This is a genomic window from Leekyejoonella antrihumi (assembly GCF_007845645.1).
Lineage (GTDB): Bacteria > Actinomycetota > Actinomycetes > Actinomycetales > Dermatophilaceae > Leekyejoonella > Leekyejoonella antrihumi.
The window spans coordinates 1-13592 of record NZ_VCQV01000041.1 but is presented as its reverse complement, the minus strand read 5'-3'; the positions used below and the strand labels follow the sequence as shown (position 1 = coordinate 13592).

At 68.0% G+C, this 13592-nt stretch carries 14 protein-coding genes, 1 tRNA gene and 1 rRNA gene; 11 read left to right on the top strand and 5 right to left on the bottom strand.

Features of this window, described 5'->3' with window-relative positions:
- Nucleotides 1-158 precede the first annotated feature (158 nt).
- Together FGL98_RS21170 and FGL98_RS21165 are read left to right on the top strand one after the other, a co-directional pair.
- Complete coding sequence (locus FGL98_RS21170) at nucleotides 159-1292, top strand: hypothetical protein (RefSeq protein ID WP_146320249.1); 1134 nt, start codon at nucleotides 159-161, stop codon at nucleotides 1290-1292.
- 75 nt (nucleotides 1293-1367) lie between these two features.
- Entirely contained in the window at nucleotides 1368-1727 is a 360-nt protein-coding gene (locus FGL98_RS21165; RefSeq protein WP_146320247.1) for a hypothetical protein, read from the top strand.
- Nucleotides 1728-1764: 37 nt separating this feature from the next.
- On the opposite strand, the gene FGL98_RS21160 is transcribed toward FGL98_RS21165, so the two are convergent.
- Together FGL98_RS21160 and FGL98_RS21155 are read right to left on the bottom strand one after the other, a co-directional pair.
- Nucleotides 1765-2346 carry a GAF and ANTAR domain-containing protein gene (locus FGL98_RS21160; RefSeq protein WP_222432317.1) on the bottom strand — a complete coding sequence of 194 codons (582 nt, stop codon included), beginning with the start codon at nucleotides 2344-2346 and terminating at the stop codon, nucleotides 1765-1767.
- A gap of 274 nt (nucleotides 2347-2620) precedes the next feature.
- Nucleotides 2621-3274, bottom strand: coding sequence for a GAF and ANTAR domain-containing protein (locus FGL98_RS21155; protein WP_146320245.1), 654 nt, complete (start codon nucleotides 3272-3274; stop codon nucleotides 2621-2623).
- Between the two features lie 164 nt (nucleotides 3275-3438).
- Here FGL98_RS21155 and eno point away from each other — a divergent pair, with 164 nt between their 5' ends.
- From eno to FGL98_RS21130, 5 genes are all read left to right on the top strand, one after another.
- Nucleotides 3439-4725: a phosphopyruvate hydratase gene (gene eno, locus FGL98_RS21150; RefSeq protein WP_146320243.1), complete on the top strand. Its 1287-nt coding sequence runs from the start codon at nucleotides 3439-3441 to the stop codon at nucleotides 4723-4725.
- 20 nt (nucleotides 4726-4745) lie between these two features.
- Entirely contained in the window at nucleotides 4746-5264 is a 519-nt protein-coding gene (locus FGL98_RS21145) for an FtsB family cell division protein (RefSeq protein WP_146320240.1), read from the top strand.
- Nucleotides 5261-5791 (top strand): DUF501 domain-containing protein, encoded by a 531-nt coding sequence (locus FGL98_RS21140; protein WP_146320238.1) that lies wholly within the window; start codon nucleotides 5261-5263, stop codon nucleotides 5789-5791. The genes FGL98_RS21145 and FGL98_RS21140 overlap by 4 nt, the downstream gene beginning before the upstream one ends.
- The gene (locus FGL98_RS21135; protein WP_146320236.1) at nucleotides 5788-6735 is read left to right on the top strand and encodes a Ppx/GppA phosphatase family protein; all 948 of its coding nucleotides are present in this window, start codon (nucleotides 5788-5790) and stop codon (nucleotides 6733-6735) included. The genes FGL98_RS21140 and FGL98_RS21135 overlap by 4 nt, the downstream gene beginning before the upstream one ends.
- 4 nt (nucleotides 6736-6739) lie before the next feature.
- A tRNA-Leu gene (locus FGL98_RS21130) sits at nucleotides 6740-6813 on the top strand.
- Between the two features lie 171 nt (nucleotides 6814-6984).
- On the opposite strand, the gene FGL98_RS21125 is transcribed toward FGL98_RS21130, so the two are convergent.
- Complete coding sequence (locus tag FGL98_RS21125; RefSeq protein WP_146320234.1) at nucleotides 6985-7584, bottom strand: dihydrofolate reductase family protein; 600 nt, start codon at nucleotides 7582-7584, stop codon at nucleotides 6985-6987.
- Nucleotides 7585-7790: 206 nt separating this feature from the next.
- Between FGL98_RS21125 and FGL98_RS21120 the strand changes: the two genes are divergently transcribed.
- Entirely contained in the window at nucleotides 7791-8738 is a 948-nt protein-coding gene (locus FGL98_RS21120) for a Bax inhibitor-1/YccA family membrane protein (RefSeq protein ID WP_146320232.1), read from the top strand.
- Nucleotides 8739-8782: 44 nt separating this feature from the next.
- Entirely contained in the window at nucleotides 8783-9031 is a 249-nt protein-coding gene (locus tag FGL98_RS21115) for a hypothetical protein (RefSeq protein WP_146320230.1), read from the top strand.
- Between the two features lie 105 nt (nucleotides 9032-9136).
- Here FGL98_RS21115 and FGL98_RS21110 read toward each other — a convergent pair whose 3' ends face one another.
- Together FGL98_RS21110 and FGL98_RS21105 are read right to left on the bottom strand one after the other, a co-directional pair.
- Nucleotides 9137-10360 (bottom strand): acetyl-CoA C-acetyltransferase, encoded by a 1224-nt coding sequence (locus FGL98_RS21110; RefSeq protein ID WP_146320228.1) that lies wholly within the window; start codon nucleotides 10358-10360, stop codon nucleotides 9137-9139.
- Nucleotides 10361-10452: 92 nt separating this feature from the next.
- A complete protein-coding gene (locus tag FGL98_RS21105) occupies nucleotides 10453-11505 on the bottom strand; it encodes an SGNH/GDSL hydrolase family protein (RefSeq protein ID WP_146320226.1) in 1053 nt (350 codons plus the stop codon).
- Between the two features lie 105 nt (nucleotides 11506-11610).
- Between FGL98_RS21105 and FGL98_RS21100 the strand changes: the two genes are divergently transcribed.
- Nucleotides 11611-12987 carry a cystathionine beta-synthase gene (locus FGL98_RS21100; protein ID WP_146320224.1) on the top strand — a complete coding sequence of 459 codons (1377 nt, stop codon included), beginning with the start codon at nucleotides 11611-11613 and terminating at the stop codon, nucleotides 12985-12987.
- 485 nt (nucleotides 12988-13472) lie between these two features.
- A 16S ribosomal RNA gene (locus FGL98_RS21095) occupies nucleotides 13473-13592 on the top strand; the annotation flags it as partial.

The following is a 13592-nucleotide window of genomic DNA, read 5'->3' as shown; positions in this document are numbered from 1 at the left end:
GACCTGGTCGCCCGGCGCATCACGTATGTCGAGTACCGGGCTCGCTGCCGGACTGCAGCAACCTCGCGAACAAGCGGATGAGCCGCCCACCTCAGGTCCAGCCTCGATCGGCGGCACTCACTGTGCCGCTCGACACGCTGAGACCCGGAGCGACAGACATGCCGTGGACACAGGCGCGTGGTCGTCCCGTGGCGATGCCCAATGACCTGACTCCCCTGCGTGGGCGCCATATCGATGCGCAGGCGCGCGTCGCGTGGTTGCTGAGGGTCAACCGGTTGGCTGCTGGATGCGGCACCGCATCCAGCTTCGTGGCGACCCTTGCCGAGCGCGGCTGCGTGGTTGGCCCCAGTGCGCTGAGCCGGTATGAAACCGGCGGTGAGGCGGTGCCGATCCGGGTGATCCGGGCCTACGAGCTTGCTCTTGATCTGCCGCCGGGGCAGCTGATCGGGATAAGTCACGGGCTGACGCGCAGCTCCGGGGGCTACCCGGTGCCCCCGCGTGGTGCACCGCACCTGTCGCGAGCGGCCGTCAGCCGTGCGCTGGGCGACCTCGAGCTGCAGATTGCAGGTGGCATCGCCACGGGCCTCGACTGGTTGTCCATCGCCCAGCTGCTCACCAGTTCCAACGGCACCGTGCTGCCACCATCGATGCTGAATGACTGGCTGGGCCGACTGGTCAACCAGACGATGCGGTCGGTGCACCACGCGCACGTCATCCGCATTCAGGCTCTGTCCCTACTGGTCCAGGATCCGCAGACCGGCCGCGTCACCTTTGACCAGATTCAGGCGGAGACCGGCCGGGATGGGGCGCAAGGGGTGGTGGACGTGCTCGCGGTGCTCGGCGACGTCGGTGACCCTGGGCTGGTCGAGCGGCTGCTGCGGGGCCTGCGGGACACCCACGGGGCCAGGCAGTGGGGCGTTGCTCTCGCGCTGCTGACCCAGATCGTGAGTGGAACGCTGCCATCCCGCTTGATACCCGCCCTGATCGACACACTTCTGGAGATTGCCAGGCGCGGCGTCGTGGCCGGGCTGCCGGCCTTTGTGCTGGCCCAGCGACTGTCCGCACCGCTGACCCAGCAGGTCATTGCGGCTCTTGGCGGCGACCCCACGGATCCCGACCCCGGCGCCCGCGTGCAGCATCCCGCCCAGCTGGCCCGGTACGTGGCGGCCGGCACCACCGCGAGCGGGTTGGAGGACCCGATGCTCGAGCGGTTGCTGCGGGAGAGCCTGTCCGCCGACTTCGTGGAGCGCCGCCGCCAGGCACTGAGGATGCTGTCCGCCAGTCCTTACTGAAACGCCCTGGCCGACACCGCGATCGACGTCCTTCACGACACGGCGCAGCCGTGCGCAACCACGGCGGCCCTGACGATGCTGACGCAGCTCGCCGGGCCCGCGCAGCACGAGGATCTGATGGAGCTGCTGGACTCGTCCCGGGTCAGCGACCGCGGACGGATCCTGCGGGCCATGGCACACGCCGGCGGCGTTCCGACCGAGCTCAGCCTGCTGCGCGAGGCGAGGGAGCCCGCCCACGCGAAGGACGCGGTCTATGCGGCCGGGATGAGCGCACATCGAGACCTCGCTGCGATGGCGACGAGTCGGGAGCTGGCCGGCACCGCGACACAGCGCAGTGCCGACTGGTGGCGCAACTCCGGCCCGGCCGTGACCGACCCGATGGGTCGGCTCATCCCCGACGATCGCGGCACGGAAGCCACGGGGCAGACCGCGTAGGGCACGTCAGGCAGTGTCGGCCCAGACGTGCGGCGGCTCAGCCCGCGGAATCGTGCGGCTTGCCCGGCACCTCCAGGACGGACTGCGGGTCGATGGTCCCCTCTGCCAGATCGCGCGCCACGGCGGTCAGGTGAGCCTGGTTGCGCCGGGCGTAGCCGCGCAACCGTGCGAATGCCACGTCCATGGAGAGGTCACCGGTTGCCGCGAGCATTCCCTTGGCCTGTTCGATCACGACCCGACTGGTCAGCGCGCCTTCGAGCTGCTCGATGACCAGGTCCCGTCGCTGAGCCGCCTGGTCATAGAGGATGGCGATGCTCGCGCCGTCGGCCAGCGCTCTCGCCAGGCTCAGGCTGGAGGGGCTGAGGGCGCCCGTGCGCGTGCTGAAGAGATTCAGGGCGCCGAGGACCTCCCCCCGCAGCCGTAGCGGCACGGCGTGCACGGCCGTGTAACCCTGCTCGAGCGCGGCCGGTACGAACATCGGCCAGCGCTCCATCTGGTGACGCAGGTCGGGCACATTGACCGGTTGTCCCGTGCGGTAGCAGTCGAGGCACGGGCCCTGGTCGGACTGCAGCTGGAAGCTCGAGCAGCCGAGTGCGCTCGGACGAGGAGGCCATGACATGCAGTCCGCCGCGCTGGTCGGTCAGGAGTAGGCCGGACGCGTTGACGTCCAGCAGGGTCACACTGTGCTGGACCAGTCGGTAGATCAGGTCGGTCACGTCATATTCCGATACGAGCGCATCGGTCAGGTCAACGAATACCTCAGATACTTGTTCGTTGTTCGCCACAGCCCATCACCTCATCTTGCAGCCGGTCACCGCGCGGGCCGACGCGACGGTCTCATTCTAGAGCCGGGCAGGGCAGATGCCACTCGATCAGACGACAAAAGTCGGCTCTCATGGCGGCTCAGGGTCCAGAACCTGCCGGTTGCTCACAATACCGCGGGACACCCGTTCGAGGTCTTCGCCACGTGAGTATGCGTGCGCGCGTAAGCGCGCGAAGGCCACTGGGATGCTGACCTGGAGCTGCACGGCCAGCATCCCGGTGGCCTGATGGACCACAGCACGGTTCAAGTGGGTGTCACCGGGCAGGGCATCGCCCCGTATCGCGTCGGCAGTGCGCGTCAGCAAGGTCACTGTCACCCGGTCGAGCCCCAGGAGCAGCATCCTCAGGTCGGACCGACTTGGCGGCCCGGGTTGGCTGCGGTAGCAGTCACAGACCCCGATCGTCGCCGCGCCAACATGCAGGGGAAAGGCGAACAGGGCGCGGACCGGCAGCTCGCTGATCTGCTGGGCGAAGATCGGCCACCGCTGCATCTGGTCCGGCGCGGACACATCATTGACCAGCACCGGTCGGTGCGCTGCGACCGCAGTGGTCGCCGGACCCTCCCCAAGTGAGTACTGCACCTCAGCGATCGCGCGGGCAACAGGGTCGCTCGCCCAGACTGTCTCGCGGGCAACATCCGATGCACCCATGGTGAACGCGGCGCCGGTGAGCGGCGCCTGCGCCAGAAACGCTTCGCCGAGGGCGGCGGTCGCCGCATCGACCACGGTGACCTGCCCTTCATGACTATCGGTACCACCAACTTTACCGCGGACTGCACGACGACCCTCTCGAATGCGGCCGTCCAGGACGCGGGTCGCTCACTGCGGGGACAGGCCCGAGCGGATAAGGTCGGCATGTACGCCTCCAATACCCCTGTGCAGGAGCTTTCGTGGCCAGTATCGACGCAATCATTGCCCGTGAAATTCTCGACTCACGCGGCAACCCGACGATCGAGGTGGAGGTTGCGCTCGACGATGGTGTCGTCGGTCGCGCGGCCGTGCCCTCCGGTGCATCGACCGGCCAGTTCGAGGCCGTCGAGCGCAGGGACGGTGACAAGAAGCGCTACCAGGGCAAGGGTGTCCAAGACGCGGTCGACGCGGTCTCCGAGGAGATCACCCCGCACCTGCTGGGCTACGACGCGAGCGAGCAGCGCCTGGTCGACCAGGTCATGATCGATCTGGACGGCACGGACAACAAGGGCAAGCTCGGCGCCAACGCGATCCTCGGCGTCTCTCTTGCGGTCGCCAAGGCCGCGGCGGACTCGGCCGACTTGCCGCTCTTCCGCTACATCGGTGGACCCAACGCGCACCTGCTGCCGGTCCCGATGATGAACATCCTCAACGGTGGCGCGCACGCCGACTCCAACGTCGACATCCAGGAGTTCATGATCGCGCCGATCGGCGCCGAGTCCTTCCGCGAGGCGCTGCGCTGGGGCGCCGAGGTCTACCACACACTCAAGGGTGTGCTGCAGGAGAAGGGCCTCGCGACCGGGCTGGGCGACGAGGGCGGATTCGCACCCAGTCTCGAGTCCAACCGGGCAGCCCTCGACCTGATCATCGAGGCCATCAAGAAGGCCGGCTACGAGCCGGGCTCGCAGATCGCACTTGCGCTCGATGCCGCCGCCAGTGAGTTCGCCGAGGGCGGCAGCTACACCTTCGAGGGTGCGAAGAAGTCCGTCAAGGAGATGACGGACTACTACGCGCAGCTCGTGGCGGACTACCCGCTGGTGTCTCTCGAGGACCCGCTGGACGAGGAGGACTGGGACGGCTGGGCGCTGCTCACCGAACAGCTCGGGGACAGGGTGCAGATCGTCGGCGACGACATCTTCGTGACGAACCCGGAGCGGCTGCAGCGTGGCATCGACGCCCGCACTGCCAACGCCCTGCTGGTGAAGGTCAACCAGATCGGCTCCCTCAGTGAGACTCTCGACGCCGTCAACCTGGCGCAGAGCAACGGGTTCCGGTGCATGATGAGCCATCGCAGTGGTGAGACCGAGGACACCACGATCGCCGACCTTGCGGTCGCCGCGGGCTGCGGTCAGATCAAGACCGGTGCCCCGGCACGCTCCGACCGGGTCGCGAAGTACAACCAGCTGCTGCGCATCGAGGAGGAGCTGGACGATGCGGCCAGGTATGCCGGGGCGAGCGCGTTCCCGCGCTTCTCGCCGAAGGCCTGAGCGGACAGGGGAGTTCATCGATGCCACGTGACATGCGGACCAAGGGTCGGCCGACGTCTCGGCCGCGGTCCGGTGGACCGTCCACGCGGGTCTCGACGCGTCCCGACATCAAGAAGGGTGCGGTGGCTCGGGTTCGCGCGGCCCGGGCCAAGCGCAGCCCGCGGTCGATGCGACGCATGACGATCGTCGGCGCCCTGGTGGTCTTCCTCGCGGTCCTGATCACGCCGACGCTGCACTCCTACCTGCAGGGCCGGTCCACCATCAACGACCTCAACCGGCAGATCACTGCCCAGCGGGCCGATGTCGCGGCCAAGCAGGCGCTGCGCACGAAGTGGCAGGACCCGAAGTACATCGAGCAGCAGGCCGCCACCCGTCTCGGGTTCGCCATGCCGGGGTCCACTCTGACGGTGTACGTCGACAAGAACAATGTTGCGCATGACGCGTCGACCACCGGCAACGATGTCTCTGTGAAGCGGCCCTGGTACGGCAAGATCTGGCAGTCCACGGTCAACGCCGACAAGCACCCTGCGACGCAGTGACCGGTCAACCGCGCGTCGCTCAGGCAGATCTGGACTGGGTGCAGGCCCAGCTTGGCCGGGTGCCGCGCGGCGTGGTGGCGGTCGCACATCGGTGCCCGTGTGGCTGCCCGACCGTGCTGCGCACGCTGCCACGGCTCCCGGACGGCACACCGTTTCCCACCTCGTTCTACGCCACCTGTCCCCGGCTCACCGGCGCGATCAGCACCCTCGAGTCGCAGGGGCTGATGGCGGAGATGACCCGGCGACTCGGCGCAGACGACGAATTGGCCGCGGCCTACCGCGCCGCACACGCGGACTACCTGGCCCGACGTGCCGAGCTCGGCGACGTGAGCGAGATCGAGGGGGTCTCGGCCGGTGGCATGCCCGATCGGGTCAAGTGCCTGCATGCGCTGGTCGCGCACAGCCTCGCGGTCGGCCCCGGCGTCAACCCGCTCGGTGATGAGGCGCTTGCCGCACTGCCGCACTGGTGGGACGGCGGGTGCTGCGAGGACCTGCTGGAAGACGCCAAAGAGGAGAGCACACTGTGACTCGCGTCGCCGCGATCGACTGTGGCACCAACTCGATCCGCGTGCTGGTGGCGGACATTGACGCAGCCGGCGCTCTCACGGACGTGCTGCGCCGGATGGAGATCGTCCGGCTCGGCCAGGGCGTCGACACGACCGGTCGCATCGCGCCCGAGTCGATGGAGCGCACGCTGCGGGTCGCCCACGAGTATGCGGCGCAGTGCCGGGAGCTCGGGGCCGAACGGGTGCGTTTCGTGGCGACCTCGGCCTCTCGTGACGCCGACAACTCGGCAGACTTCCAAGCGGGTGTGCGTAAGGCGTTCGGTGACCTGGACGTGTCGCCCGAGGTGATCAGTGGCGACGAGGAGGCGAGCCTGAGCTTCAGCGGGGCCACCGGCGACCTGCGCACCGACGGTGTCGATGCGCCCTACCTCGTGATCGACCTCGGTGGCGGCTCCACCGAGTTCGTGCTCGGCACTGACCACGTCGAGCGGGCCCGGTCGGTCCGGATGGGCTGCGTCCGCTTTACCGAACGGCACCTGCACTCCGATCCGCCGTCGACCACCGAGATCGCCGCGGCGGAGGCCGACATTCACGCCGCGATAGACAAGGCTGCCGATGTGGTCCCGCTCGACCAGGTCGGCACACTGATCGGGCTCGCCGGTTCGGTGACGACCATCACGGCCTACGCGCTGGGTTTGAGCCGCTATGACTCGGAGCGCATCCACGGCAGCGCGCTGTCGGTCTCGCAGGTCGTCGCCGCCTGCGAGGGGCTGCTGCACGCGACGCGGGCGGAGCGCGCGGCGCTCGGCTTCATGCACCCGGGGCGGGTCGACGTGATCGGGTCCGGCGCCCTGATCTGGCGCTGCATCGTGCAGCGCGTCGCCGCCGAGAGCGGTATCGAGCGGGTCGTGTCGAGCGAGAAGGACATCCTGGACGGCATCGCGCGCTCGCTCGTCGTACCCTAGGCCTGCCCCCGTAGCCCAATCGGCAGAGGCAGGCGACTTAAAATCGCTCAAGTGCGGGTTCGAGTCCCGTCGGGGGCACCCAACGCAGAAGGCTTGGAGCCCTTGGTGGATGGTTGCGGCTCCCGGAGACGTGCCGCCCCATCCCGCTCGGTCATCAAGGCGCAGCCCGACCCAGGTGAGGCCCGGACGTATCGCCCACCTGTCCTACCCAAGTCCGCTCAGATGGATAGCCATGAGTTCTCAAACTCTCTACGAAGGTGCACCCTGTCGAGGCCGGACGGCGTATCGATGCATGGTGACGCCCTCGTCGAACGACCGGTGCTCGAGCAGGTCGAGCCGCACCGGGGCGACGTAGTCGTCGAAGAGCGGCCGGCCGGAGCCCAGGATCACCGGATGGGTGAAGAGCAGCAGCTCGTCGAGCAGACCCGCCCGCAGCAGGTGCGTCGCGAGGGTGGCACCGCCTACGCCGATGTCGCCCTCGGTGTGTTCGCGCAGCATTGCGAGCTGCTCGATCGCATCGCCCGATCCGCCGACGATCCGCGTGTTGTGGCTCGCGCTCGTTCGCGTGCGCGAGACGAGCACCTTCGGCGCCGAGGTCCAGATCTCGCCATACTCACGCGCGTAGCCGGGCAGCGACTCGTCGTCGCGCGCGCCCGGCCAGAACCGCTCCATGGTCTCGTAGATCGTGCGGCCCTCGACCATGAGCGACAGCGCGCGTGCTCGCGTGTTGAACTCGCGGTGCAACGGCTCCCCGATACGCATCCAGTCACCGCCGCCCTGCTCGCCGGGATCGCGCTCGATCCGCAGGTCGAGTGAGACGTTCATCCAGTACACGAAGCGTCCCGGCATGTGTCCTCCCGAGTGGTGCGAGGTGCGGGCGGCCGTTTCGGCACGGTCGCGGGGCCGACCCTCTGGTAACAGGGCAGCACATGGTCGCCGCCGCGGGCAAGGGCACTTTTCTGCGGCTCCGGCGGTTTCATTGGATAAGCACAGAGCACCGACCTAGACTTCAGGCAGAAACCGGGCCAAGGGGTCCGGCGGCAACGGAGGGATCCATGGCGAACAACCCGGTCTTCAACCGGTTCAACGATGACCTGTCTAAGGGGCGCTACGCCTCGATCGGCAAGCCGCAGTACGGCCAGTACGCGACGCCCGACCAGCAACAGCAGCAGCAGTACGGCGCGCCGCAGGGCTACCCGAACACCGGTGCGCAGCAGGCCTACCAGCCGCCCCAGGGCGGCCGGCAGTATGGCGGGCCGCAGGGTTACCCGCAGGGCCGCGACCCGCTGGAGTCGATGTACCAGAAGCCGTCGGCGAGCGCGGTGCAGTCGCGCAAGATGACGCTGGATGACGTCGTCACCAAGACGCTCGGTCTCTTCGGCATCATGCTCGTCACCGGCGCGATCTCCTGGTTCGTCGCCAAGGACAGCCAGCCCGTGGGTATGGGGCTGTGGATCGGCGGGATGATCGTCGGGCTGGCCATCGGCTTCATCATCTCGTTCAAGCGCGTCGTGTCGGTGCCGCTGATCGTCGGGTATGCAGCCGTCGAAGGACTCTTCCTCGGCGCCGTCAGCCAGTTCTTCAACACCATCTGGCCCGGTGTCGTCGCCCAGGCGGTGCTGGCGACGATCTGCGTCTTCGTCGGAATGTTCGCCGGCTGGAAGTTCGGCATCATCCGGGTGACCGAGCGATCCCGCAAGATCTTCGGTTTCGCGATCATGGGCTACTTCCTGTTTGCGATGGTCAACTTCCTGCTGGTGATGACCGGCGTCCTCAGCAACCCGTTCGGCGTCGGCGGCAGCGGACCACTCGGGATCGTGATCAGCATCATCGCGGTCGGACTGGCCTCCTACTCCCTGGCCATCGACTTCGACAGCATCGGTCGCGGCATCAACGCCGGCCTGCCGCAGAAGTACTCCTGGCTCATGGCGCACGGCCTGATCGTCTCGGTCGTGTGGCTCTACATCGAGCTGCTGCGCCTGTTTGCTCGGATGCGCAACTGAGCGGCGACGACTCGAGCGAGCGGCTCCGGCTCGCACTGCAGCGCGTGGTTCGACGGTGGCAACTGCTACCGCTCGACCACGCGCTGCGCGCGTCCGCGCCGGTGCACGCGCTCGCCCAGGAGCTGGCGGACCGGGTGGCCGACGCGGCCGGCCGGTCGCGCACCGACCTACCCGATCTGGGCCCGGCGACCGCACTGGACCAGCTGGTGGTGACGGTGTATGACGCGCAGCAGGCCGGTCAGTCCGCTCACCTGGACGAGCGGCTGACCGGTCTACTGCGCGACATCGCCTGACCCGCCGAGTGGAGCACAAACACTTCGAGTGGAGCACAAATATGTGCTCCACTCGAAGTGCTCCACTCGAAGGTTGTCTACTCCACTCGGCGGGAGGGAGTGCTGCTAGGACAGGCGTTCGAAGATGATGGCCATGCCCTGGCCGCCACCGACGCACATCGTCTCGAGACCGAGCTGTCCGTCGTGGGTCTGCAGGCCGTTGAGCAGCGTGGTGGCGATGCGTGCACCGGTCGACCCGAACGGGTGGCCGAGGGCGATCGCGCCACCGTGCACGTTGAGCTTGTCCAGATCCATGCCCAGGTCGTCGGCGGACGGCAGCACCTGCGCGGCGAAGGCCTCGTTGATCTCGTAGAGGTCCATGTCGTTGATGCTCATGCCGGCGCGCTTCAGCGCCTGCTTCGAGGCCTCGACCGGACCCAGGCCCATGATCTCGGGTGACAGTGCGGAGACACCCGTGGCGACCACGCGCGCCAACGGGGTGAGCCCGAGCTCCTTGGCCTTGATGTCGCTCATCACGACGACCGCCGCGGCGCCGTCGTTCAGCGGGCAGCAGTTGCCGGCGGTGACGGTGCCGTTCTCGCGGAAGACCGGCTGCAGGCTCCGCACCTTCTCCAGCGTGACGCCGGGACGCGGCCCGTCGTCCGTGGCCACCTTGGTGCCGTCCGGCAGCGTCACCGGGCTGATCTCGCGCTCGAAGAAGCCGTCCGCGATGGCCTTCTCGGCCCGGTTCTGGCTGCGCACACCCCACTCGTCCTGGCGTTCGCGGGAGACGCCGCGGTAGGTCGCGACGTTCTCCGCTGTCTGCCCCATGGCGATGTAGATGTCGGGCAGGTCGCCGTGCGCACGGGGATCGGACCAGGTTGAGTTGGTCTTCGCGGTCTCGTCGGTGCGGGCGGTCGCATCGGCGAAGCGGGGGTTCTGCCAGTCGGCCTTGGAGCCGCCGGCTCCGGAGAAGTCCGCGTAGCGCGAGACGCACTCGACGCCACCGGAAAGGAAGATGTCACCCTCGCCGGCCTTGATGGCGTGGGCGGCCATGCGGATGGTCTGCACGGACGATGCGCAGAAGCGGTTGACGGTGGCTCCCGGCAGGTGGTCCAGCCCGCTGAGGATCGAGACGACTCGGGCCATGTTGCTGCCCTGCTCGGCCCACGGCTCGGCGCATCCCAGGTAGAGGTCCTCGATCAGGGTGGGATCCAGCTGGGGCACCTTCGCCAGTGCGGCCTGCACGATCTGGGCGGCGAGGTCGTCGGGGCGCAGGTCCTTCAGTGAACCCTTGAACGCCCGACCGATCGGGCTGCGGGCGGTGGAGACAATGACTGCTTCGGGCATGGGGAACCTCCATTGAGGATCGGGACGCACCGCGATGTGCGCTGGACCACTTGCGAGTCTACCTACGACGAAGTAGGCCCTCGGCGCGACGTTCAGGGCAGCGGTTCGTCCACCGCAGGGGGAGGCTGCTCGACCTCGTCCGAGGCGCCCTGGCGGGGGATCGGGGTGCGGTGCCGCCGCAGCAGGATCGCCCACCGTCCCTGGCGGCCGTGTTCGTCCCCGTCGTAGGCCGTTCCGCTGACCTCGGTGCCCGGGTCACGCACCGCTCGGGTCGCCGCGACCGAGACCGGGCCGATCCCCTCGCCACGGCGCAGGTCGGGTGCCCGGCCGGTGTCGGCGCTGGAGTGGCCGAGCGCGTCGAGCACGCTCGGCAGCAGGGCCGAGGCGGCGCGGGCATACCCGGCCGCCGAGGGGTGGAAGCGGTCGGCGCTGAACATCACCTTCGGGGTCTCCTGGAACTCCGGTCCGAGCAGGTCGCCCAGCGACACGGTACGCCCGCCCTGCTCGATCACGGCGACGGTCTGCGCCGCCGCCAGATCACGCGACCAGCGTCGGGCCAGGAGCCGAAGAGGCTGAGGCACCGGTTCGATGACGCCGAGGTCCGGGCAGGTGCCGACCACGACGGGTGAGCCGGCCTCGCGCAGAGTGAACACGGCGGCCGACAGGTGCCGCACCGCCTCAGTGCGGGAGACCCGCTGGGTGATGTCGTTCGCGCCGACCATGATCACGGTGATGTCCGGGTGTGGCACCCGCTCCAGCGCATGCTCGACCTGCTGGCCGAGGTCCGCCGAGGCCGCTCCCACGACGGCCAGGTTCGTCAGCTGCACGGATCGGCCCGCGAGGGCGGCAACGGCGGTGGCGATGATGGCACCGACGGTCTGCCTGGGGTCGTCGACGCCGAGACCCTTCGCGGTGGAGTCACCGACCACCAGCATCTGGAGCGATTCCCCCGGGCCCGCACCGTAGACGCCGTCGTCGTCGGGTTCTCCGTCGAAGGGGTTGCCGACCAGCCGGCGGGCGACCGCGGCCTCGCCGCGCAGCAGCCCCCAGGTGCCCAGGCCTCCGACGGCCAGCCCGGCCGCGCCGAGCCCACCGCCGAACGCAGCCCTGGCAGCGATCTTGCGCGCACGTCGTGCTCGGCCCATCCCTCACGCTCCTTCACGCTCGCACGTCGATCGTCTCACCATCCGTGTCGGCCCGCCCCACCCGTCGCGTCCCCGTCCGGTCGCACGCTCTGAGATCATGCTCACATGAAGTATGCCGAGCACATCGCCGATCTCGTCGGTGGAACACCGTTGGTCAAGCTGAATCACGTCACACAGGACGTCGCCTGCACGGTCCTCGCGAAGGTCGAGTATCTCAACCCGGGTGGTTCGGTGAAGGACCGGATCGCGCTGCGCATGATCGAGGCCGCCGAGAAGTCGGGTGAGCTGCGGTCGGGCGGCACCATCGTCGAGCCGACCTCGGGCAACACCGGTGTCGGCCTGGCGCTGATCGCGCAGCGAAAGGGGTACCAGTGCATCTTCGTCTGCCCCGACAAGGTCAGCGAGGACAAGTGCAACGTGCTGCGGGCGTATGGCGCGCAGGTCGTCGTGTGCCCGAGCGCGGTCGCGCCGGACCACCCGGACAGCTACTACTCGGTGTCCGACCGGCTGGCGAAGGAGACACCCGGTGGGTGGAAGCCCGACCAGTACTCCAACCCCGAGGGCCCCAACTCCCACTACCTGACCACCGGCCCGGAGATCTGGGCGGACACCGACGGGGCGCTGACCGCGTTCGTCACCGGCATCGGCACCGGCGGCACGATCAGCGGCACCGGCCGGTTCCTTCGGGAGAAGTCCGCCGACCGCGTCGGCGGCCGGGTGACGATCATCGGCGCCGACCCGGAGGGGTCGGTGTACTCCGGCGGCACCGGACGTCCCTACCTGGTCGAGGGGGTCGGCGAGGACATCTGGCCCAAGGCCTACGACCCCAGCGTCGTGGATGAGGTCATCGCGGTCAGTGACGCGGACTCCTTCGACATGACCCGACGGCTCGCTCGTGAGGAGGGCCTGCTGGTCGGCGGCTCCTGCGGCATGGCGGTCGTCGCGGCGCTGCGACATGCCGCCACGCTGCCGGCCGAGGCGACCGTCGTCGTCCTGCTGCCCGACTCGGGCCGCGGCTACATGTCCAAGATCTTCGATGACCGCTGGATGAGCTCCTACGGGTTCCTGCACCAGGGTAGTGAGCGCACAGTAGGGGAGGTGCTGGCCGCCAAGACCGGGGCGCTGCCGGCCCTGGTGCACACGCACCCGAACGAGACGGTCCGGGACGCCATCGAGATCCTGCGCGAGTACGGCGTCTCCCAGATGCCGGTCGTCAACGCGGAGCCGCCGATCATGGCCGGCGAGGTCGTGGGCTCGGTGAGTGAACGCGAGCTCATGGACGCCCTCTACACGGGGCACGCGCATCTCGCCGATCCGGTGGCCAAGCACATGGAGAAGTCGCTGCCCCTGATCGGCGCCGGAGCGCAGGTGTCCGACGTGCGCGACGAGTTGTCCGCGCAGGACGCCGTGATGGTCGTCGACGGTGGCAAGCCGATCGGCGTCCTGACCCGAGCCGATCTGCTGTCGATGCTGGTCGAATAGGCATCACCCCGCCGGTCTCGACGATGCACGAGGCGAACTGTCTGCACGGCACTCGCAGGGCGCTGACCAGCGGATTTGTCTTTGCGGGCATCTGTGCCTTACTGTTTTCCCTGTCAGCCCAACGGGGCAGGCGCCAGGCCGGGAAATCGGCCCGGAACCTCCCGCGGAAGACTGATCGCCTTCAGTTGGACGGAGCCACCCGGTTCTGTTAGGCTGAGGATCCGCTCGAAGCCAAGTGCGCGAGAACGTCTGGTGGTTGCGGCCACCGGAGTTTGACGCCCAAGAGTCGAGTGGTAAATAACGAGATGGTTCCAGCCCACGGTTGACCCTCCCAGATTTGGGATCGTTGGTAGTGGTGTCTGATCGTTTCTTGAGAACTCAACAGCGTGTCGAGTGATTGATGCCAGATTTTTTGTTTGGTTGATTTCGATGGATAGCATTTTTTGCTTTTGTTGATTTCGGCTGGGATTGGGTTTTTTGGTTTTTTTTTGGAGAGTTTGATCCTGGCTCAGGACGAACGCTGGCGGCGTGCTTAACACATGCAAGTCGAACGATGATCTCAAAGCTTGCTTTGGGGGATTAGTGGCGAACGGGTGAGTAACACG

Bases quoted from the DNA above. Each gene is read 5' to 3' on its own strand.
- FGL98_RS21105 (WP_146320226.1), bottom strand. From the start codon at position 11,505: ATGGGCCGAGCACGACGTGCGCGCAAGATCGCTGCCAGGGCTGCGTTC.
- FGL98_RS21145 (WP_146320240.1), top strand. From the start codon at position 4,746: ATGCCACGTGACATGCGGACCAAGGGTCGGCCGACGTCTCGGCCGCGG.
- FGL98_RS21120 (WP_146320232.1), top strand. From the start codon at position 7,791: ATGGCGAACAACCCGGTCTTCAACCGGTTCAACGATGACCTGTCTAAG.
- FGL98_RS21125 (WP_146320234.1), bottom strand. From the start codon at position 7,584: ATGCCGGGACGCTTCGTGTACTGGATGAACGTCTCACTCGACCTGCGG.
- FGL98_RS21165 (WP_146320247.1), top strand. From the start codon at position 1,368: ATGCTGACGCAGCTCGCCGGGCCCGCGCAGCACGAGGATCTGATGGAG.
- FGL98_RS21110 (WP_146320228.1), bottom strand. From the start codon at position 10,360: ATGCCCGAAGCAGTCATTGTCTCCACCGCCCGCAGCCCGATCGGTCGG.
- FGL98_RS21160 (WP_222432317.1), bottom strand. From the start codon at position 2,346: ATGTCATGGCCTCCTCGTCCGAGCGCACTCGGCTGCTCGAGCTTCCAG.
- FGL98_RS21170 (WP_146320249.1), top strand. From the start codon at position 159: ATGCCGTGGACACAGGCGCGTGGTCGTCCCGTGGCGATGCCCAATGAC.
- FGL98_RS21100 (WP_146320224.1), top strand. From the start codon at position 11,611: ATGAAGTATGCCGAGCACATCGCCGATCTCGTCGGTGGAACACCGTTG.